This window comes from Streptomyces typhae, from assembly GCF_009755605.1.
GTDB lineage: Bacteria > Actinomycetota > Actinomycetes > Streptomycetales > Streptomycetaceae > Streptomyces > Streptomyces typhae.
Genome location: NZ_WPNZ01000004.1, coordinates 310,525 through 331,308, shown reverse-complemented (window position 1 = coordinate 331,308; position 20,784 = coordinate 310,525). Strand labels below are relative to the sequence as shown.

Here is a 20,784-nt window from a genome sequence, read left to right as displayed (position 1 = left end):
CATGGCCGACGAACTCTTCCAGGACCCGCGGCTCGCCGCGCTCTACGACGTACTGGACCCCGACCGGAGCGACCTGGACGCGTATCTGCGGATCGTGGCGGAGTCCGGGGCGCGGCGGGTCATCGATCTGGGGTGCGGTACGGGGGTGTTCGCGCTGCTCCTCGCCGGGCGGGGGATCGACGTCGTGGGCGTCGACCCGGCGCTCGCGTCCCTCGATGTGGCGAGGGCCAAGCCGGGCGCCGAGGGGGTGCGGTGGATCCACGGCGACGGGGCGGACCTGCCCCCGCTCGGGGTCGATATCGTGACGATGACGGCAAACGCCGCCCAGCAGATCACCGGTGCCGAGGAGTGGCGGGCGACGCTGCGGGGGGTGCGGGCGGCGCTGCGGCCGGGCGGGCGGTTCGTCTTCGAGACCCGTGATCCGGCCCGGCGGGCCTGGGAGACGTGGAACCGCGCGGACTCGTACGGCGTGAGGGATGTGCCCGGGGTCGGGCAGGTCGAGAGCTGGGTCGACGTGACGGCGGTCGAGGGCCCGCTGGTGACGTTCCACTGGAGCTATGTGTTCGCGGCGTCCGGCCAGGTCCTCACCTCGCGGTCGACCCTGCGGTTCCGTGACCGCACGGAGGTCGAGGCCGGCCTCGCCGCGGAGGGTTTCCTCGTGGACGAGGTACGGGACGCTCCTGACCGCCCCGGCAGGGAGCTGGTCTTCCTGGCCCACCGGGCCCCGTAAGCACCGCCGTCGAGCCTGCGTCTGGCCGCGCAGTTCCCCGCGCCCCTTCGTGTGCGCCCCCGCCAGGGGCGCGGGGAACTGCGCGCTCAGCCCAGGGAAATCCGCAGACGCGTCTGCCGGGAACCCCGCAGATGCGTCTGCGGCTGGTTTGTGGCTGGCCGCGCAGTTCCCCGCGCCCCTTCGGGTACGGCCCCGTCAGGGGCGCGGGGAACTGCGCGCTCAGCCCAGGAAGTGCCGCAGTCGCGTCTGTCGGGTGACGCCGCAGACGCGTCTGCGGGTGGTGCGTGGCCGGTCGCGCCGTTCCCCGCGCCCCTGACGGGGGCCCTGGCGGACGCCGGGCCTACGGGGTGCGGGCCGCGGCGGTGCTCTCTCGTTCGATCAGCCGCGGCAGCGGCACCTGCACGGTACCGGCCGGACCGTCGTCGAGGAGCCCGAGCAACTCCCGTGCCGCCGTCCGCCCGAAGGACACGGTGTCGCGGGAGAGGGCGGTCAGCCACGGATGCACCATGCGGCACAGGGCCGAGTCCTCCCAGGCCACCACGGACACGTCGGCGGGGACGGCGAAGCCGAGGGACGCGGCGGCGGCCACCCCGGCGACTGCCATCACGTCGTTGTCGTACACGAGCGCCGTCGGCGGCGCCTCCGCGCCGAGGACGCGCCGCGTCACGGCGGCACCCTCCGCGTCGGAGTAGTCCGTGGTCACGGACCGCACCTCGGTGAGCCCCCGCCGCTCGGCCTCCGCCCGCAGCGTGCGCACGCGCCGCTCGGTGTGGGCGAGGCCGGGCAGCCCCGCGATGTGCACGACCCGCCGGTGGCCGAGGGCGTGCAGATGGCCGACGACGGACGCCATGGCACCCGCGTCGTCGGCCCAGACGGTGGACAGGCCGGGCCGCTGCGGCCGCCCGGGGTCGGGCACCCCACCGGTGACGACCCCGGGCAGCCCCAGCTCGGCGAGCAGCTCGGGCCGCGGGTCGTCGGTGCGGGGGTCCACCACGAGGACCCCGTCGACCCGGTGCTCCGCCCACCACCGCCGGTACACCGCGCACTCCGCGGTGACGTCCTCCACCACCTGGAACAGCAGCCCCAGTTGCCGCTCGGCGAGGACCTCCTGGATGCCCGAGATCAGCTGGAGGAAGAAGGAGTCGACGCCCAGGGTCCCGGCGGGACGCGCCACCACCAGGCCGACCGTCGCGGCCCCCTCGCCCGACAGGGCACGCGCGGCCGTGCTGGGCCGCCACCCCAGCTGCTCGGCGACCCTGCGCACCCGGTCACGGGTGATGTCGGAGACCCCGGGGCGGTCGTTGAGCGCGAAGGAGACGGCGCTCTCGGACACCCCGGCGCGCCGTGCGATGTCCTTCATGGTCGGCCGGCGTGCCGGTGACCGCTTGCCTTGCACCCGTTGCCCCTTTCCGCCGGTACGCCACCGCGCCTGCGCACCGGACTTGGCCCTGTACGGACTAATGCGCTTGAGCTGGCTCAGCCTAAAGCGCTTTAGCTTTCTGCCGCAAGGGATTCAACAAGCTCGCCTGACCTGCTAGTTCGGCAGTGCGAACGGGATCGGAACCAGCAAATCCTCCCCAATCCATTGACTTTTCACTTCCGTTCCATGCAGGGTCTGCCTCGGTGCGATTCCGACGCGGCCGACAGCGCCGCCCGCGATCGCCGCCGCCCCACGCCGGGCCGAGCAAAGGAGCCGTTCACCGTGCGTCAATACCGGAGTTCCCGGATATCGAGAAGCCCCCGCCGGGCGGTCACCGCCGCCGCCCTCGCCGCCGCCCTGCTCGGCCTGAGCGCCTGCGGCAGCGGCGACGACACCGGCTCGGCCGACGCCTCCGGCAAGGTCGAGGGCGACATCACCTTCCAGACCTGGAACCTGAAGGCCAACTTCAAGTCGTACTTCGAGTCCCTGATCGACGACTTCGAGCAGAAGTACCCCGACGCCAAGGTCAAGTGGGTGGACCAGCCCGGCGAGGGCTACGCCGACAAGATCAGCGCGGACGCCGCCGCGGGCACGCTGCCCGACGTCGTGAACGTCTCGCCCGACCTCGTGGCCCCGCTCGCCAAGGCCGGACTCGCCCTGGATCTGGACAAATCGGCCGGGAAGTATGAGAAGGAGTATCTTCCGGGCGCCTGGAAGAGCCACCAGGTGCCTGGTCTCGACGGCACGTACGCCTTCCCCTGGTATCTGAACACCGGGCCGCTGTTCTACAACAAGCGCCTGTTCAAGGACGCCGGCCTGGATGCGGACAAGCCGCCGAAGACGTACGACGAACTCTTCGCCGACGCCGAGGAACTGGCGAGGAAGAGCAAGGGCGAGGTCGCCACGCTCGCCAATGTGCCCACCATCGAGGACTTCGGCCGCTACGGCGTCCCCCTGATGAACAAGGAGGGCACCGGCTTCACCTTCAACGACGCCAAGGGCGTCGAACTCCTCACCGAGTACAAGAAGCTGTACGACGCCAAGGCCCTGGACGGCCAGGCGCTCACCGCGACCCCGGAGTCGACCGGCAAGAAGTTCCTCACCGAGGCCGTCGCCATGAACCCGGGCAGCGCGCTCGACCTGGAGAAGTTCAAGAAGGACGCGCCCCGGCTCTACGCGAACATCGGCATCACCCCGCAGATCAGCAGCACCGGCAAGGACAACATGTACGTGATGGGGGTGATGGTGAACACCCGCACCAAGCGCACTCCCGCCGCCGTGGCCTTCGCCCACTTCGTCACCGACGCGCAGCGCCAGATGTCCTTCGCCAAGAAGGTCGCCATCTTCCCCAGCACCAAGGGCTCCCTGGACGACCCGTACTTCACCAAGGAGGACGGCTCCGACCAGACCCGGGTGCGGATCGCCGCCGCCAAGTCCCTGAAGACCGCGGTGAACTACACGCCCGTGCTGTTCAGCGAGCAGATGAAGGTGGAACTGCGCAACGCCGTCGCCCGCGCCCTTCAGGGCAAGGAGAGCCCCAAGGAAGCACTTGACAACGCTGTCAAGAGCTGTGACCGGCTGCTGAAGCAGAGCTGAGCCCGGTGCCGAGCCAGCTGAGCCACCCCAGGACCAGGGAACGTACGCCATGAAGAGTCAAGGAGCAGCCGCGGCGGCCACCGCGGGGACGGGGGCCGTCCCCGCGACGGCGCGCGGCCGCCGTACCGGAGCGCCCGGCGGCGCGGGGAAGCGGGGGGACCGCGGCGGCGCGCGGGGCACCGCCGGGAACGGGTCCAACGGGCAGGGGCCCGCCGGGCGCCGCGTCCGGCGCCAACTCGTCACCAGCCCCTGGCTGTTCGCCGCCCCGGGTCTCGCGATCGTCGGCGTCTTCATCCTCTATCCGTTCGTCAGCACCGTCGTGAACTCCTTCACGGACAAACGGCAGCTGATCGAGGGCAAGTACGTCGGCCTCGCGAACTTCCGCGAGCTGCTGCACGACGACATGTTCTGGATCGGCCTGCGCAACAGCACGCTGTACGTCCTCGTGGTGGTGCCCGCACTCGTCGTCCTGCCGCTGCTGCTCGCGCTCCTGGTGCAGAAGCAGATCCCCGGCATCACGTTCTTCAGGTCCGCCTTCTACACGCCGGTGGTCGCCTCCATCGTCGTGGTCGGCCTGATCTGGGTGTGGATGCTCGACGAACGCGGCCTGGTGAACGCCGTCCTGGAGGCGGTGGGCGCGGACAAGGTCGGCTTCCTCAGCGACCAGTGGCTGCTGCTGTTCTCCGCCATGGCCGTCACGGTCTGGAAGGGCCTCGGCTACTACATGATCATCTATCTCGCGGCGCTCGCGAACGTGCCCCGTGAACTGCACGAGGCGGCCGCCGTGGACGGCGCGGGACCGGTCCGCCGGTTCCTCTCCGTCACGGTCCCCGCGGTCCGCTCCACCATGGTGCTCGTCGCCGCCCTGTCCTCGGTGGCCGCCTTCAAGGTCTTCTCCGAGGTGTATCTGATGGCGGGCCCCACCGGCGGGCCCGCGGGCGAGGACACCACCCTCGTGATGCTCGTGCAGCGCACCGGCACAGGACTGACCGGACGGGTCGGCTACGCCTCCGCGATCTCCGTGGTCATCTTCGTCGTCACCGTCGCGCTGATGCTGCTCGTGCTGCGCGCGGACCGGAAGGAGGACGCGTGATGGCCGCGTCGAGGACGACCGCCGGGGCTCCTGCTCCGACGGAGCAGCGCCCCGCCCGCAAGGGCCGCACCCGGGTCAGGGACGAGAACGGCCGGCGCATGCCGCTGTGGGAGCTGATCCTGCGGTACGCCCTGCTCCTCGGTGTGCTCGCCCTGATGATCGGGCCGTTCCTGTGGCAGCTCTCGACGTCCCTGAAGGGCCCGCACGAGAACATCTTCAGCTCGCCCCCGAGCTTTCTGCCCTCCGACCCCACCCTGCACAACTACACCCGCGTCGCCGACACCATCCCCGTGTGGGACTACGCCCTGAACTCCCTGAAGGTCGCCGCCGCCAACGTCTTCACCAACTGCGTGGGCGCGGCGCTCGCCGGGTACGCCCTCGCCCGGCTGCGCTACCGGGGCCGCAAGGCGGCCACGCTGGTGTTCATCCTGGCCATGCTGGTCCCCGTCGAGGGCATCATCATCGCCCAGTTCACGACGATGCGGGACCTCGGCCTGAACAACACCCTGATGGGCGTGCTCCTGCCCGGCTGTGTCTCGGCTCTCAACGTGCTCCTGATGCGCAACGCCTTCCTCAATTTGCCCTACGAGGTGGAGGAGGCCGCGTTCGTGGACGGCGCCAACGTGTGGCAGCGGTTCTTCCGCATCGCCCTGCCCGCAGTGAAGGGCACCCTCGCCGTGGTGGCGATCTTCGCCTTCATGGGTGCCTGGGACGACTTCCTGTGGCCGCTGATCGTGCTCAGCGACCCCGACAAGTTCACCCTCACCATCGGCCTCAACTACCTCCACGGCACCTTCGCCAACGACGAACGCCTCGTCGCCGCGGGCACAGTGATCGCGGTCCTGCCGCTGATCGTGCTCTTCGCCTGCCTCCAGCGGTACTTCTTCCGCGGTGTCGGCGAGGGCGCGGTCAAGGGCTGACGGCCACCGCGCGACCTGCCGCGACCTCACCCGCCGTGCCCGCGCCCCGCACCGCCCCAGCTCCCAGAACCAGGATCCGCACGCATGACGTCTGACGACACGACCGGCGCGGCCCCCGCCGCCCGGCCCCGCTTCGGCGCCAACTACACCCCGAGCGAAGGGTGGTTCCACCACTGGCTCGACTTCGACCTCGACGCCGTACGCCGCGACCTCGACGGCGTCGCCGCGCTCGGCCTCGACCACGTCCGGGTCTTCCCCGTCTGGCCGTACTTCCAGCCCAACCGCACCCTGATCAGGCCGCGCGCCGTCGAGCAGCTCGTCGCGCTCGCGGACGCCGCCGCCGAGCGGGGACTCGACGTCAACGTCGACGGCCTCCAGGGCCACCTGTCGAGCTTCGACTTCCTGCCCGCCTGGACCCAGACCTGGCACCGCCGGAACATCTTCACCGACCCGGATGTGGTGTCCGGGCAGGTCGTCTACCTGCGCACCCTCGCCGCCGCCCTCGCCGACCGGCCGAACTTCATCGGCATGACCATCGGCAACGAGATCAACCAGTTCGCGGCGGGTCCGCACCCCGACCCCGACCGCATCACCCCCGAGCAGGCGGACACCTGGCTGCGCACCGTCCTCGCCGCCTGCGAGGAGGGCGCCCCCGGCAGGCTGCACCTGCACGCCGAGTACGACGCCGCCTGGTACCAGGACGACCAGCCGTTCACGCCCGCGCAGGCCGCCACGATCGGTGCCGTCACCGCCGTGCACTCCTGGGTGTTCAACGGCACCGCCCAGCGGCACGGCCGTGATGGCGTCGCCACCGGGCAGCACGCCGCGTACATGATCGAGCTGTCCAAGGCGTGGGCCCTGGAGGCGCACCGGCCTGTGTGGCTCCAGGAGGTCGGCGCGCCCGCCCCGCTCATACCGCCGGACGCGGCCGCGGACTTCACCGAGGCCACCGTGAACGCGGCGCTCGACTGCGCGGACGTGTGGGGTGTCACGTGGTGGTGCTCCCACGACGTGTCCCGGTCGCTCGCGGACTTTCCCGAGCTTGAGTACAGCCTCGGGCTGCTGACGAACGACGGGCGGGTGAAGCCCGCCGGGGAGGCGTTGGCGCGGCTCGCCAAGGAGGGGCGGGACCGGGCCGCGCCCGCGCCCCGGACCACCGCGCTCGTCGTCGATGCCGGGGCCGGGTTCGGCGGGCGGTCCGTGTGTGCTCCCGGGGGTGCGGTGTTCGAGGCGTTCGCCTCGCTGGTGGGGGACGGGGTGCGGCCCGCCCTTGTCCTCGCGGAGCGGGCGGAGGAGGCGGGTCACCTGGCCGCCCGGGGGATCCGGGAGGTGGTCCGGCCGGCCGACGTCCTGGGCTGAGGCGGGGTCCCTGCCGGGGGCTCCCCAGTCCCGCCCCTTCCCGTAACCAGGGGGCTGCCGCCCCCTGGACCCCCGCTTATCGGCGCTTCGCGCCTCGTCCTCAAACGCCGGACGGGCTATCCACAGCCCCTCCGGCGTTTGAGGAGCGGGGTCCGGGGCGCCCCGCGAGGACCCACCACCCCGTACCGCAACCACGAACGACCACCACCCCCTGACACGGAGACCCCACATGCACGACGACCGCACCCTCGTGGAGGGCCGCCTCAAGCGCGTCCTCGACGAGCGCATCCGCCCCGCCGTATATCCCGCCTCCGTCCCCCTGGACGTAGCCGTCTGGAACGCCCCGGGCGAACCGGTCCCGGTCGCCGAGGGCCTGGCCGCACAACCAGGGCCCACCGAGGTGGGCGCCCGCTGGGGCGCGCCCTGGGGGACCAGCTGGTTCCGGGTGTCGGGCACGGTCCCGGCGGAGTGGGCGGGGAAGACGGTCGAGGCGATCCTCGACCTCGGGTTCGACGAGAACATGCCGGGCTTCCAGTGCGAGGGCCTGGTGTACCGGCCGGACGGCACCCCGGTGAAGGGCCTGAACCCGCGCAACCAGTGGGTGCGCGTCGCCGCCCCGGCCGAGGGCGGCGAGGAGGTGCGCCTGCACATCGAGGCCGCCTCGAACCCGGTGATCCTCGACTACCACCCGTTCCTGCCGACGCAGCTCGGCGACAAGGAGACGGCGGGCAGCGAACCGCAGTACCGCCTGGAGCGCATGGACCTCGCCGTCTTCGACGAGACGGTGTGGCAGCTCGTCGTCGACCTGGAGGTCCTCGGCGAGCTGATGCAGGAGCTGCCCGTCGACTCGGGCCGCCGCCACGAGATCCTGCGGGCCGTCGACCGCGCCCTGGACGCCGTCGACCTCCAGGACGTCAACGGGTCGGCGGGCGCAGCCCGCGCCGAGCTTCAGGGCGTGCTCGCCGCGCCCGCGCACGACTCCGCGCACCGCGTCAGCGCCGTCGGGCACGCGCACATCGACTCCGCCTGGCTGTGGCCGCTGCGCGAGACGGTGCGCAAGGTGGCGCGTACGACGTCCAACATGACGGCGCTGCTCGACGACGAGCCGGACTTCGTGTTCGCCATGTCGCAGGCCCAGCAGTGGGCGTGGATCAAGGAGCACCGGCCCGAGGTGTGGGCGAAGGTGAAGAAGGCCGTCGCCGACGGGCGGTTCGTTCCCACCGGTGGCATGTGGGTGGAGTCCGACACCAACATGCCGGGGTCGGAGGCCATGGCGCGGCAGTTCGTGCACGGCAAGCGGTTCTTCCTGGAGGAGTTCGGCGTCGAGAACGACGAGGCGTGGCTGCCGGACACCTTCGGGTTCGCGGCGGGGCTGCCGCAGATCATCAAGGCGGCCGGTGCCAAGTGGCTGCTCACACAGAAGATCTCGTGGTCGCAGACCAACAAGTTCCCGCACCACACCTTCCAGTGGGAGGGCATCGACGGCACCCGGATCTTCACGCACTTCCCGCCCGTGGACACGTACAACTGCTCCATGAAGGGCAGTGAGATCGCCCACGCGGCCAAGAACTTCAAGGACAAGGGCGTTGCCCGGCACTCGCTCGCGCCCACCGGCTGGGGCGACGGCGGTGGCGGCACCACCCGCGAGATGATCGCCAAGGCCGGGCGGATGCGCGACCTGGAGGGGTCGGCGACCGTGACGTGGGAGACCCCGGCCGCGTTCTTCGAGAAGGCCGAGGCCGAGTACCCGAACGCGCCGGTCTGGGTCGGCGAGCTGTACCTGGAGCTGCACCGCGCCACCCTCACCAGCCAGGCGGGCACCAAGCAGGGCAACCGCCGCAGCGAGCACCTGCTCCGGGAGGCCGAGCTGTGGGCGGCCACGGCCGCCGTGCACGCCGGATTCCCGTATCCGTACGAGGAGTTGGACCGGATCTGGAAGACGGTGCTGCTGCACCAGTTCCACGACATCCTGCCCGGCTCGTCGATCGCCTGGGTGCACCGCGAGGCCCGCGCCACGTACGCGGCCCTCGCGGCCGACCTGGACGCGATCATCACCGCGGCCCAGCGGGCCCTCGCGGGCGAGGGCACCGGCACCCTGGTCTTCAACTCCGCGCCGCACACCCGTGAGGGCGTCCCCGCGGGCGGTGCCGCGGCGCCCGCGGCGGTCGGCGAGGCCGCGATCGCCGCGCGCGCGGACGGCGGGTACCTCCTGGACAACGGGCTGCTGCGGGTCGAGATCGACGCCCGGGGGCTCGTCGTCTCCGCGTACGACATCGGTGCCGGGCGCGAGACCGTCGCCCCGGGCGCCGCCGCCAACCTGCCCCAGCTGCACGCCGACTTCCCGAACATGTGGGACGCCTGGGACGTCGACGAGTTCTACCGCCACTCCGTGACCGATCTGACGGACGCCGAGGAGGTCGTCGCGGGGGAGCCGGGCGAGGGCGCCTCCGTGCGTGTCGTGCGGCGCTTCGGGGCCTCGCGGCTCACCCAGGTCCTCACCCTCGCGCCGGGCGAGCGCCGCCTGGACATCGACACGGAGGTCGACTGGCACGAGACGGAGAAGTTCCTGAAGCTGGCCTTCCCCCTCGACGTGCACGCCGAGCGGTACGCGTCGGAGACCCAGTTCGGGCACTTCCACCGTCCCACGCACACCAACACCAGCTGGGAGGCCGCCAAGTTCGAGGCGTGCAACCACCGGTTCCTGCACATCGAGGAGCCCGGCTGGGGCGTCGCCCTCGTCAACGACTCGACGTACGGGCACGACGTGACCCGTGCCGTGCGGGACACCGACTCCGGCACGACCACGACGGTGCGTGTGTCGCTGCTGCGGGCGCCGCGGTTCCCCGACCCCGAGACCGACCAGGGGGTGCACCGGTTCCGGCACGCCCTGGCGCCCGGGGCGGGCATCGTCGACGCCGTGCGGGAGGGCTACCGCATCAATCTGCCCGAGCGCCGCGTCACCGGTGCCGGGGACGCGGTGGCGCCGCTGGTCTCCGTCGGTGACGACGCCGTGGTGGTGACGGCCGTGAAGCTCGCCGACGACGGCAGCGGCGACGTCGTGATCCGCTTCCACGAGGCGCGCGGCGGGCGCGCCCGGACGACGCTCACCCTCGGCTTCGACGCCGGGTCCGTCGCGGTGACGGACCTCCTGGAGCGGCCGATCGACGGGGCGGCGGCCCCGGAGCGGGACGGCGGTGTGCTCACGGTGTCGCTGCGGCCGTTCGAGCTGGTGACGCTGCGGGTGGCCCGCGGCGTCTGAGCCCCTCCGCGGTGGGTGGGGAGGGGCCCTCTCCCCCCACCGCCCGGCCCGCTTCCTCACCTGCCGTGCATGGCGACCGCGTCCGCGGCCATCTGGTCGAGGAAGCGCTGGAGCGCGTCGTTGAACGCGTCCGGGCGCTCCATGTTGGGGTAGTGCGCGCAGTTCTCGACGGTGACCGTGCGGCCGTCGGCCACGGAGTCGGCGAGGCGCGCGGCCATGCCCTTGCAGTTGTCGGAGTCGACGGCGCCGCTCAGGGCGAGCACGGGCACGTCCAACTCGGCGGCGCGCGCCCAGGTGTCGGTGACCGGCAGGATGCTCGGCGGCTCGTTGCCCGTGTGCTTGCTCAGCGTGTGCGTGACCATGTCGCGCACCCGGACGATCACGTCCTGGTCGACGTCGTCGAAGGTGCGGTGCGGCCCCGCCACGAACAGCAGGTGCGCGGCGGCGAACCCGGCCGCGTCACCGGCGGCCGCCGCCCGCGCCCACTCCGCCTGGATCGCCTTCACCCAGGGGTCGTCGAACTCGGGTTCGCTGGTCCCGGCGCCGCTGACCACCAGGGCCCGGACGAGAGCGGGGTGTTCGAGTGCGGTGTCCACCGCGATGCCCGCGCCCATCGAGAGCCCGACGAGCACGGCAGGACCGACGTCCAGGTGGCGCAGGAGCGCGGCGAGGTCGTCGGTCTGGCGGAACGGCACGCTCGCGTTCGACGACCAGCCGTGGCCGCGGACGTCGGGGGCGATGACGCGGAAGTTCCGGGAGAAGTGGGCGATCTGCTCGTCCCACATGCGGTGGTCCACGAAGCCGCCGTGCAGCAGGACCAGCGGAGCGCCCCAGCCGGAGTCGCGGTAGGCGAGCGGGCCGTCGGGGGTGTCGAGGAAGAAGACGTCAGGGGTGTCTGTCATGACAACCAAGGTGTCATCTCCGATCAACTTTGACAACCAAGGTGTCATGTTGACGGGACCGGCCGGGCGTCCGCCCTGGCCTCCAACTTGACACCTCAGGTGTCATACTGGCGTCGTGACCGACGCCGCGGAACCCCTGCCCCCCGATGACCTCGCCGCCCGCCTCACCGAGGTGTTCGACCTCGTGGGCCCGCTGTACCGGCGGGTGCAGCGCAAGGTGGAACTGGCCGCCCCGCTCGACGGGCTCTCCGTGGGCACCCGGGCCGTCATGGTCCTGCTGCGCGAGCACGGCCCGATGACCGTCCCGCAGATGGGCCGCGCGCAGTCCCTGAGCCGCCAGTTCGTCCAGCGCATGGTGAACGAGGCGGCGTCCCGCGGCCTGGTCGAGAGCATCCCCAACCCGGCCCACCAGCGCTCCTCCCTGATCCGTCTGACCGGAGCGGGCACCGCGGCCGTCACCGCCGTCCTGGACCGCGAGAGCGCGCTCCTGCGCCAGGTCGGCGGCGGCCTCACCGACGCCGACGTGACGGCCTGCGTCCATGTGCTGACGCGGATGCTGGCGCTGTTCGACGACGTCGACGTCGACTGAGGCCGGGCCGGGCCCCGCGTCAGTTGCCGATGGTCGCCAGCGCCGGGCGGAACGCGGTGAAAGCGCCGTCGACCGGCTGCGGCGGCGTCCACGTGGTGGCGGGGAACCTGCTCCACCAGATCCGCTCGTCCCCGCCCGCGCCCTTCCACGTCATGTAGACCGAGCCGGAGTACACGGCGAGGGCCGGGCCGACGCTGCTGAGGGCGCCCGGCACGGGCTGGGGAGCCGTCCAGGCCGTCGAGCCCGCGTGGAGACGGCTCCACCAGATCCGCTCGTCGCCCCCGGCTCCCTTCCACGCCATGTGCAGGCCCCCGCCGGGCGGCCCGGCCAGGGCGACGCCCGCGCTGGTCAGGGCGCCCGGCACCGGCTGCGGGCCGGTCCAGTCGTTGGTGCCGCTGTCGCCGCCCCGGTAGGTGTTCCACCAGATCCGCTCGTCCGCGTCGGCGCCTCGCCACGCCATGCGCGGCACCCCGTAGGTGCCGATGTGGTCGACGGCGAGGGCGGGCCCGAAGCCGGTGAGGGCGCCGGGGACGACCTGCGGTGCCGTCCAGCGCCCGAACCGGCTGTTCCACCAGACGCGCTGGTCCCCGCCGAGCCCGCGCCACGCCATGAGGACGCCCGCGTACGGGGCGAGGGCGGGGCCGACCTTGGTGAGGGCGCCGGGCACCGGCTCAGGTCCGGTCCAGGTGGTGCCGTCGAGGCGGTTCCAGAAGATCCGCTCGTCGCCCTCCACGCCCTTCCACGCCATGTGCAGGGCCCCGCCGGAAGGACCGGCCAGGGCGACACCGCCACTGGTGAAAGCGCCCGGCACCGGTTGCGGGCCGGTCCAGCCGCCGTCGTTCCGTACGCCGTTCCAGAAGATCCGCTGGTCGCCGCCGAGCCCCCGCCACGCCATGTACGTACTGCCGTCGCTGTACGTACCGCCGTCGCTCGCGCGGGCTCTCGCGCGCGGCAGGCCGTACGCCTCCGGGGCGGCAAGGCCCGGCACCCCCGCCGCCGCGACCGCCGCCGCGCCCAGGCCGAGCGCCTGACGGCGGCTCAGCGCGGTGGGTGTGCGTAATGCCCGTGCCTGTGACGCCTTCATGATGTGCCCCCTCGGTCGTGGAACCGCCCGCGCGGACAGGGGCGCGGGCCCGTCGACCATGCCGGGGGAGGGCGGCCGCAGGCAACGGCTGTTCCGCTGACCGGAACGGCGCCGCGCCGCCGGGTGCGGGTACGGCTCCCTGCCCGCGGTCCGGGAGCCGCTACGGCCTCCTCCCGCGCGGCGAGGAGAGCCGGGTCGGCGGCCAGAACTCCCGTACGTAGGTCCGCCGCCACCACACCCCGTCCGCCCGCAGCTCCCGCCACGTCGCGAACCGGTACCGGTAGAGCCCGGCCCGCACCTGCGCGGGCGGCGCGTCGGCGGGGAACGGCACCCGGCGCAGGAGCCGCAGCGTGTCCCGGTCCCCGTCGAGCAGCCGCTCCACGAACGGTCCGAACCAGGCGCGGGCGTACGCGGGGGAGAGGCCGGCGAACCACATCATCCAGTCGAGCCGCAGATGGTAGGGCGCGAACTGCCGCGGCCACCGCCGTACGTCGCCGGGCTTGCCCCTGAACTCGTACTCCAGCCACACCGAGTCCGCCCCCGGCACCGTGTCCGCCGTGCCCTCGATCACGACTTCCTGCCGCAGCCGGTTGACGCTGCCGAACGCGCCGTAGGAGTTGACCAGGTGCAGCGGGTCGAAGGAGAAGTTCATGAGCTGCCGCCGCGAGAACAGGTTGCGGGCCGGGCGCAGGCTCAGGCCGAGCAGCGCCGCCGTCACGACGAGGACGAGGACCTCGTACCACAGCGGCGGCGCCGCGAGATCCGTGGGCGGGGCCGCCGTGTCACCGAACAGGAGCGGGAAGTCGACGGCGCTCACCGCGAGCACGATCGTCAGCCAGTTCAGCCACGCGAAGTTGCCGGAGAGCACCAGCCACAGCTGCGTGGCGATCATCAGCAGGGCCGCGCCCGTGGCGACCGGCTGCGGGGTGAAGAGGAGGAAGGGCACGACGAGCTGGGTGACGTGGTTGGCGGCCGCCTCGACGCGGTGCACCGGCCGCGGCAGCCGGTGGAAGAACCAGCTCAGCGGCCCCGGCATGGGCTGGGTCTCGTGATGGAAGTACAGGCAGGTCAGCTTGCGCCAGCAGGCGTCGCCCCGCATCTTGATCAGCCCGGCGCCGAACTCGACCCGGAACAGCACCCAGCGCAGCAGGAACAGCACGAGCACGGGCGGCGCCACGTCGTCGCCCGCGAGGAACACGGCGAGGAACCCGACCTCCAGCAGCAGCGACTCCCAGCCGAAGCCGTACCAGGTCTGCCCCACGTTCACGATCGACAGATAGAGCACCCACGGCACCGACCACAGCAGCATCGCCGCCCACAGCGGAAGCAGCCCGTCGGCGCCCGCGAGCAGCGCCGCCGCGACCGCGCACCCCGTCCAGGCGCACAGCGCGAAGAACCGGTCCGAGTAGTGCAGGTGGAAGAGGCCGGGGGCCCGGCGGAAGGGCACGTTCGCGACGAACCGCGGCACCGGCAGCATGCCGCGCGCCCCGATGAGCGCACGGAACTGCAGCGCCGCGCCCAGGAAGGCCACGAGATACAGCGCGGCCAGCATCCGCTGGAGGACGAGGCGGCTGAGCCAGTAGGAGTCCGCCGTGAACCACTCCACCCCTCCATTGTGACCAGGAGCGGGGAATGAGTCCTGTGCGCCGCGGATCCGGCGGGTGCGGGGCCCCGCGCCGCGGGCCCGGCGCCCGCCTCAGCGCGACGGCGCCACCAGGCCCGTCTCGTACGCGATGATCACCAGATGCACCCGGTCCCGTGCCCCCAGCTTGGCGAGGAGCCGTGTCACATACGTCTTGGCGGTGGCGACGCTGATGTGCAGCCGCCCGGCGACCTCGGAGTTGGTCAGGCCGCCGCCGACCAGCGTGAGGACCTCCCGCTCACGGTCGGTGATGCCCGCGAGGCGCGTGCCGGGGCCCGGTGGCGGGGCGGCCGCGGGGCGCTCCGCGAACTCCTTGATCAGGCGGCCGGTCACGTTCGGCGCGATAAGACCGTCCCCGGCGGCGACGACGCGGACCGCGGTGAGGATCTCGTCCAGGGCCATGTCCTTGACGAGGAACCCGGACGCTCCGGCGCGCAGCGCCCCGTACACGTAGTCGTCGTCGTCGAACGTGGTGAGGACGACGACGCGGGGGGTGGCCGCCGCGCCGGGGCCGGTGATCAGCCGGGTGGCCTCGATGCCGTCCATGCCGGGCATGCGGATGTCCATCACCACGACGTCGGGGCCGAGTTCGGCGGTGCGGCGGACCGCCTCGCTCCCGTTCCCGGCCTCGCCCACGACCTCCAGGCCGTCGGCCTCGGCGATGACCATCCGGAGCGCGGCGCGCACGAGCGGCTGGTCGTCGGCGAGCAGGACCCGCACGGGCGCCGCGGTCATCGCACGGCCTCCGGCACGGGCAGCCGCGCCGCGACCCGGAAGCCGCCGCCGGGGCGTGGCCTGGCGGAGAACTCGCCGTGCAGCAGGCCGACGCGCTCCCGCATGCCCAGCAGGCCGTAGCCGCCGCCCGCACCGGAGGCCGGACCGGACCCCGCCGAGGTGCCCGCACCGGGTCCCGCCCGGACGCCCGGACCGGGCCCGGGGGCGCCACTGCCGCCGTTCAGGACCTCGATGGACAGATCGTCGCCCCGTCTGTCGACCGTCACCCGGCAGGAGCGGGTGCCCGCGTGCCGCACCACGTTGGTGACGGCCTCCTGGATGATGCGGTACGCCGACACGTCGATCTCCGGGGGCAGCGGTCCGCGCCCGCCGAGCCAGCGCACGTCGACGCGCACACCGGCGGCCGTGGTCGCGGCCGCGAGCCGGTCGACGTCCGCGAGGCCGCAGCCGGGGTCGAGCGGAGCCGCCTCGGGGGTCCCGCCGGGCTCGGCGGCGCGCAGCGCGCCGAGCATCCGGCGCAGCCCCGAGAGGGTCTCGCGGCTCGCGGTCTCCACCGCGCCGAGCGCCTCGCGGGCCCGGTCGGGGCGGGTGTCGATGACGCGCCGTGCCGCACCCGACTGGAGCGCGACGATGCCGATGCTGTGGGCCACCATGTCGTGCAGCTCGCGCGCGATGCGCAGCCGCTCCGCGGTGACGGCCTGGGCCGCGGCCCCGGCCCGCAGCTCCTCGGCGTGCTCACGGGACCGGCGGGCCGCGGCGCCGAGCAGCCAGGCGACGACGGCGGTCAGCGCGACGGTCAGCTCGGCGGACGTGCCGACCACCCAGCCGCAGGCGAGGCGCGTGCCCAGATAGGCGGTGAGGGTGCCGAGCGCCAGGGCGAGGGCGACGGCGCCGGTCCTGCGCGGCCGGGTCGCGGCGACGGCGTACACCGCGACGTCGGCGGCCAGGAACTGAAGCAGGGGGATCTCCGCCACGCTCAGGGTCGTCGACGCGAGAGCCGACGCGCCGAGGAGGAGGCCGAGCCCGGCCAGCGGCCGCCGGTCGAGGACACCGCTGCCCGCGAACGCGAGGGCCGTGGCCACGGCCAGCATCACCAGGCCGTCCCAGCGGAAGAACAGGACGCCCTGCTGGGCCGGTTCGGCCTCGCCGGGCAGCCGGAAGCGCGTGAGGAACGTGAACACCGACCCCACGCACCAGGCCGACGCCGTCCACGCGCCCGGCGGCAGACGCTTGAGCAGGGGAGGTGCCGATGTCGCGGACATGCCCGCATCGTAATCGCGTGCTCACCGGTGCGGATCGGGCCACGGGTGTACGACCGGGGTCGACATCCCCGGCGCCGATTGTCCGCGGTCGGCCGATGCCCCGGACGCCCCGCCCCCGGCACCGTCGACGCATGATCGAAGTCAAGGACCTGACGAAGCGCTTCGGCGCGACGACCGCCGTCAAGGACCTCACCTTCACGGTGCGGCCCGGACACGTCACCGGCTTCCTCGGCCCGAACGGCGCCGGCAAGTCCACCACCCTGCGCACGATCCTCGGCCTGAGCGCGCCCTCCGGGGGCTCCGTCACCGTCGCCGGGCGGGCCTTCGGCGACCGTCGGCGCGGCCTGCGGCACGTGGGCGCGCTCCTGGACGCGGGCGACGTGCACGGCGGCCGCAGCGCCGCCGCGCACCTGGCCGTGCTCGCCCGCGGCAACCGCATCCCGCGCGGCAGGGTGGACGAGGTGCTCGCGGAGGTCGGCCTCGCCGGGGCGGCGGGGCGCCGCCGCGTCGCCGGGTTCTCCCTCGGCATGAGGCAGCGCCTCGGCATCGCCACCGCCCTGCTCGGCGACCCGCCGGTGCTCCTCTTCGACGAGCCCCTGAACGGCCTCGACCCGGAGGGCGTGCTGTGGGTCCGCGGACTCTTCCGGCGCCTGGCGGCCGAGGGGCGCACGGTCCTCGTGTCCAGCCATCTGATGTCCGAGATGGAGCACACGGCCGACGAGCTGGTCGTCATCGGCCGCGGTGAACTCGTCGCCGCCGAGAGCCTCGCCCGGTTCGCGGCCCGCGGCACCGGCGCGGGCGTCACGGTGCGCACCCCGCGCCCCGCGGACCTCACCGACGTGCTGACGGCCGCGGGGGCGACCGTCAGCGGGCACGGGCCGCTCCTCGACGTCACCGGCCTGGACGCGCCCCGCATCGGCGACCTCGCCTGCCGCCACGCCCTGCCCCTGCACGAACTTGCCCCCCGCACTGCCTCCCTGGAGGAGGCGTTCATGGAACTCACCGCCGACAGCGTCGAGTACGCCGCAGGAGAATCCCGATGACCGGTGTCCGTACGAGCCTTCGGACCGTGCCGCCGCCGGAGCCCGCCGCCCGCTTCCGCGACCTCCTCGCCGCCGAGTGGCTGAAGCTGTGGTCGCTGCGCTCCACGCCCTGGGCGTATCTGATCGCCGCGCTCGCCGTCGTCGGCCTCAACGTGGGTCAGGCGTACGACACCTACCGCTACTGGACGACGCGGAACACGGCTGACAAGGCCCGCTTCGTCCACGACGGCATCCCCCTCGCCGAGGCCTTCACCGCCGACGCGGCGTCGATCCTCATGCTCGCGGCCGGGGCCGTCGGCGCCGTGACCGTCGTGGGGGAGTACGCGACGGGGCTGATCCGGACGACGTTCGCGGCCGTGCCCGACCGCCGTGCGGTCCTCGCGGCCAAGGCGGCGGTGCTCGCCGGTGCCACCACCGTCCTCGGCGCCCTGATCGCGGGGGTGTCCTTCTTCGCGACCCAGGCGATCCTGTCCGGGCGGGACATCGGCGTCTCCGTCGGCCACCCCGGCGCCCTGCGCGTCATGGTGGCGTCCGCGCTGCTCATGCCGGTGTCCGCGCTGGTGGGCATGGCCGTCGGCGCCCTGCTGCGGCAGCCGGGCGCCACGATGGTGGCGACCTTCGCGACGCTCCTGGTCCCGCCGCTGGTGGTGAGCCAGTACCGGTACTGGTCCGCCCTGCTCGCGCACGCCCTGCCCTATGCCGCGTGGCAGCGCCTGACCGGGGCCGGCTCGCAGACCGTGGCGTATCCGTGGACGCAGGGCGGGGCCTGGACGGTGTACGCGGCCTGGGCGCTGGGAGCCGTTGCGGTCACCGTGTTCACCGTCGGCAGGCGGGACCAGTAGGGCGGGTCCCCGTCACCCGTCCGCCGCACCCGTCCGCGCCCGTGTCCGGTGACGCGGCGGGCAGCGCGCGGGGCGGTGTCCCCGCGTCCACATGCGCTGCTCCGAGGGTGCGCCTAGCGTTGGCGCATGGACGCGGGCACGGGCGGTGTCGAGGCGGCGCTGCGGCGCTGCGGCAGCACTGCATCCGCAGCGAAGGCCTGCGCGTCCGCGCCGGGGGCTCCAGCATCCGTACCGGAGGAGGCGGCGTCGGAGTGTGCCTTCACCTGCTTCCTGGACCGCCACGGCTCCGCCCTGGGCATGGGCAGCTTCGAGTGGGACCTCAGGGCCAACGTGCTGCTCCTGGACGAGGCCGGGCTCGCCCTCTTCGACATGCGGCGCGACGAGTTCGACAACCGGCCGCAGAGCCTCGCCGTCAGGGTGCCGCCGGGCGAGGCCCACCGCCTGGACGTCCAGGTGTCCCAGGCACTCAAGAGCGGCGACATCGGCTACGGCGCGTACTTCCGGGTGCGCCTGCGCGACGGCACGATGCACTGGCGGCACACCCAGGGCCACGTCCTGCACGACGGCTCCGAGCGGCCGCAGCGCATCGTGGGCGTCATCCGTGACGCCAACCAGGAGCTGAGCGACAGCACGGCGCACCGCGAACGCGTCGAGGAGGAGGCGGACCGGCGCCGCCGCACCAGCGTCGTGCAGGGCACCACGGCGGCCCTGGCGCACGCCCGTACCGTCGCCGACGTCATCGACGTCCTGAACGACGCCAGGGGCCTCGCGCACCTGGGCGCCTCGCACCTGGTCATGGGCCTGGTCGAGGCCGGCAGGATCCGCCTGGTCGCGGAGGGCCCACCGGAGGGCTACGTACCGGGCACCCGGCTCACCCGCGTCGACGAGCCGTACCCCATGGGCGAGGTGGTGCGCACGCTGGCGCCGCGCTACATCGAGACGCCGGAGGACTTCGCCTCCTCCTACCCGCAGCTGTGGCCGCACATCGAGCACCTCGGCATCACCTCGGCCGCCTATCTGCCGCTGATCGCCCAGGCCAAGCCGCTCGCCGTGCTCGGCCTGCTCTACCAGGACCGCACCGGCTTCACACAGGAGGAGCGCACCGTCCTCGTGGCCCTCGGCAGCAGCATCGCGCAGAGCCTCCAGCGGGCCATGCTGTACGAGCAGGAGAAGGACCTCGCGCAGGGCCTCCAGCAGGCCATGCTGCCCCGCACCATCCCCGGCGTGCCCGGCGCCGACATCGCCGTGCGCTACCGCAGCGCGGCACTCGGCCGCGACATCGGCGGCGACTGGTACGACGTGATCCCGCTGCCCGGCGGCCGCGTCGGCGCCGTCATCGGCGACGTACAGGGCCACGACACGCACGCGGCGGCGGTCATGGGCCAGCTCCGCATCGTGCTGCGCGCGTACGCCGCCGAGGGCCACACCCCCGCCACCGTGATGGCGCGCGCCTCCGGTTTCCTGCACGAGCTGGACACCGACCGCTTCGTGACCTGCCTGTACGCGGAGGCCGACCTCAGCACCGGCGTGGTGCAGCTGGTGCGCGCCGGGCACATCGACCCGCTGCTGCGGCTCACCGACGGCACCTGCCGCCGGGTGCCCGTGGAGGGCGGCCTGCCGCTCGGCCTGTCCGCGGAGTTCGGGCGGCTCGACTACCCCGCCACCACCGTCGAACTCGACCCGGGCCAGACCCTGCTGCTGTACACCGACGGCCTCGTCGAGGAGCCCGGCGAGGACCTCGACGACGGCACCCAGGCCCTCGCCGCACTGGTCTCCGTCGGGCCGCGGGACCTCCAGGAACTGGCCGACCTGCTGTGCGGACGGGCCGACGACGGGCGCGGCGACGACGACGCGGCGCTGCTCCTGCTGCGCCGCCGCACCGCGGACGCGCCGCGCTCCGGCGGCCGGCTCCAGCAGCACGTCGCCCCGAACGACCCAGAGGCCCTCGCGGAGGCACGGCACATGATCCGGGCCGCGGTGCGCGCGTGGGGCGCCCGCGACCGCGCCGACGAGATCGAGCTGGCCGCCGACGAGCTGATCACGAACGCCCTCATGCACACCGACGGGCCCGCGATCGTCACCCTGCGCGTGGTGTCGGCGGCGGACCGGCGGCTGCGCGTCGACGTCGACGACTCCTCCAGCGCGCTGCCCCGGCTCCGCGAGGCCTCCGACGACGGGGTGTCGGGGCGCGGACTGCTGCTCGTGGACCGGCTCGCGGACGTGTGGGGGGTGGACTCGCGGGGCGGCGGCAAGTGCGTCTGGTGCGAGTTCGTGGTGCCCGCGCGCGGCGCGGCGGACGAAGGGTGAA

The 20,784-nt window shown here is 73.2% G+C and carries 16 protein-coding genes; 10 read left to right on the top strand and 6 right to left on the bottom strand.

Annotated elements, in window-relative coordinates:
• The first annotated feature begins 1 nt into the window (after position 1).
• A complete protein-coding gene (locus tag GPA10_RS09860; RefSeq protein ID WP_157165129.1) occupies positions 2-730 on the top strand; it encodes a class I SAM-dependent methyltransferase in 729 nt (242 codons plus the stop codon).
• 340 nt (positions 731-1,070) lie between these two features.
• Here the strand turns inward: GPA10_RS09860 and GPA10_RS09855 are convergent, their stop codons facing one another.
• The gene (locus GPA10_RS09855) at positions 1,071-2,090 is read right to left on the bottom strand and encodes a LacI family DNA-binding transcriptional regulator (RefSeq protein ID WP_157165128.1); all 1,020 of its coding nucleotides are present in this window, start codon (positions 2,088-2,090) and stop codon (positions 1,071-1,073) included.
• 342 nt (positions 2,091-2,432) lie between these two features.
• On the opposite strand from GPA10_RS09855, the gene GPA10_RS09850 reads away from it, so the two are divergent.
• The 5 genes from GPA10_RS09850 to GPA10_RS09830 all read left to right on the top strand — a co-directional run bounded on the left by GPA10_RS09850 (position 2,433) and on the right by GPA10_RS09830 (position 10,377).
• Positions 2,433-3,746, top strand: coding sequence for an extracellular solute-binding protein (locus GPA10_RS09850; RefSeq protein WP_058852189.1), 1,314 nt, complete (start codon positions 2,433-2,435; stop codon positions 3,744-3,746).
• 49 nt (positions 3,747-3,795) lie between these two features.
• Entirely contained in the window at positions 3,796-4,839 is a 1,044-nt protein-coding gene (locus GPA10_RS09845) for a carbohydrate ABC transporter permease (RefSeq protein ID WP_246258965.1), read from the top strand.
• A complete protein-coding gene (locus GPA10_RS09840; RefSeq protein WP_157165127.1) occupies positions 4,839-5,759 on the top strand; it encodes a carbohydrate ABC transporter permease in 921 nt (306 codons plus the stop codon). Before GPA10_RS09845 ends, GPA10_RS09840 begins: the two co-directional genes overlap by 1 nt.
• A gap of 84 nt (positions 5,760-5,843) precedes the next feature.
• Positions 5,844-7,118 carry a glycoside hydrolase 5 family protein gene (locus GPA10_RS09835; protein ID WP_157165126.1) on the top strand — a complete coding sequence of 425 codons (1,275 nt, stop codon included), beginning with the start codon at positions 5,844-5,846 and terminating at the stop codon, positions 7,116-7,118.
• 229 nt (positions 7,119-7,347) lie between these two features.
• A complete protein-coding gene (locus GPA10_RS09830; RefSeq protein WP_157165125.1) occupies positions 7,348-10,377 on the top strand; it encodes an alpha-mannosidase in 3,030 nt (1,009 codons plus the stop codon).
• Between the two features lie 56 nt (positions 10,378-10,433).
• Here the strand turns inward: GPA10_RS09830 and GPA10_RS09825 are convergent, their stop codons facing one another.
• Complete coding sequence (locus tag GPA10_RS09825; RefSeq protein WP_157165124.1) at positions 10,434-11,279, bottom strand: alpha/beta fold hydrolase; 846 nt, start codon at positions 11,277-11,279, stop codon at positions 10,434-10,436.
• A gap of 115 nt (positions 11,280-11,394) precedes the next feature.
• Here GPA10_RS09825 and GPA10_RS09820 point away from each other — a divergent pair, with 115 nt between their 5' ends.
• Positions 11,395-11,868, top strand: a complete 474-nt coding sequence (locus tag GPA10_RS09820; protein ID WP_343040603.1) for a MarR family winged helix-turn-helix transcriptional regulator — start codon at positions 11,395-11,397, stop codon at positions 11,866-11,868.
• A gap of 19 nt (positions 11,869-11,887) precedes the next feature.
• On the opposite strand, the gene GPA10_RS09815 is transcribed toward GPA10_RS09820, so the two are convergent.
• The 4 genes from GPA10_RS09815 to GPA10_RS09800 form a co-directional block, all read right to left on the bottom strand.
• On the bottom strand, positions 11,888-12,952 hold the full coding sequence (locus tag GPA10_RS09815) for a hypothetical protein (protein ID WP_157165123.1): 1,065 nt from the start codon (positions 12,950-12,952) through the stop codon (positions 11,888-11,890).
• Between the two features lie 160 nt (positions 12,953-13,112).
• Positions 13,113-14,558 carry a lipase maturation factor family protein gene (locus GPA10_RS09810; protein WP_343040600.1) on the bottom strand — a complete coding sequence of 482 codons (1,446 nt, stop codon included), beginning with the start codon at positions 14,556-14,558 and terminating at the stop codon, positions 13,113-13,115.
• 90 nt (positions 14,559-14,648) lie between these two features.
• A complete protein-coding gene (locus GPA10_RS09805) occupies positions 14,649-15,329 on the bottom strand; it encodes a response regulator transcription factor (protein WP_157165122.1) in 681 nt (226 codons plus the stop codon).
• Positions 15,326-16,591: a sensor histidine kinase gene (locus GPA10_RS09800; protein WP_157165121.1), complete on the bottom strand. Its 1,266-nt coding sequence runs from the start codon at positions 16,589-16,591 to the stop codon at positions 15,326-15,328. Before GPA10_RS09800 ends, GPA10_RS09805 begins: the two co-directional genes overlap by 4 nt.
• 131 nt (positions 16,592-16,722) lie before the next feature.
• Between GPA10_RS09800 and GPA10_RS09795 the strand changes: the two genes are divergently transcribed.
• The 3 genes from GPA10_RS09795 to GPA10_RS09785 all read left to right on the top strand — a co-directional run bounded on the left by GPA10_RS09795 (position 16,723) and on the right by GPA10_RS09785 (position 20,783).
• Positions 16,723-17,634 (top strand): ATP-binding cassette domain-containing protein, encoded by a 912-nt coding sequence (locus GPA10_RS09795; protein WP_157165120.1) that lies wholly within the window; start codon positions 16,723-16,725, stop codon positions 17,632-17,634.
• The gene (locus tag GPA10_RS09790) at positions 17,631-18,476 is read left to right on the top strand and encodes an ABC transporter permease (protein ID WP_157165119.1); all 846 of its coding nucleotides are present in this window, start codon (positions 17,631-17,633) and stop codon (positions 18,474-18,476) included. Before GPA10_RS09795 ends, GPA10_RS09790 begins: the two co-directional genes overlap by 4 nt.
• A gap of 297 nt (positions 18,477-18,773) precedes the next feature.
• The gene (locus GPA10_RS09785) at positions 18,774-20,783 is read left to right on the top strand and encodes a SpoIIE family protein phosphatase (protein WP_157165251.1); all 2,010 of its coding nucleotides are present in this window, start codon (positions 18,774-18,776) and stop codon (positions 20,781-20,783) included.
• The last annotated feature ends 1 nt before the right edge of the window (position 20,784 follow it).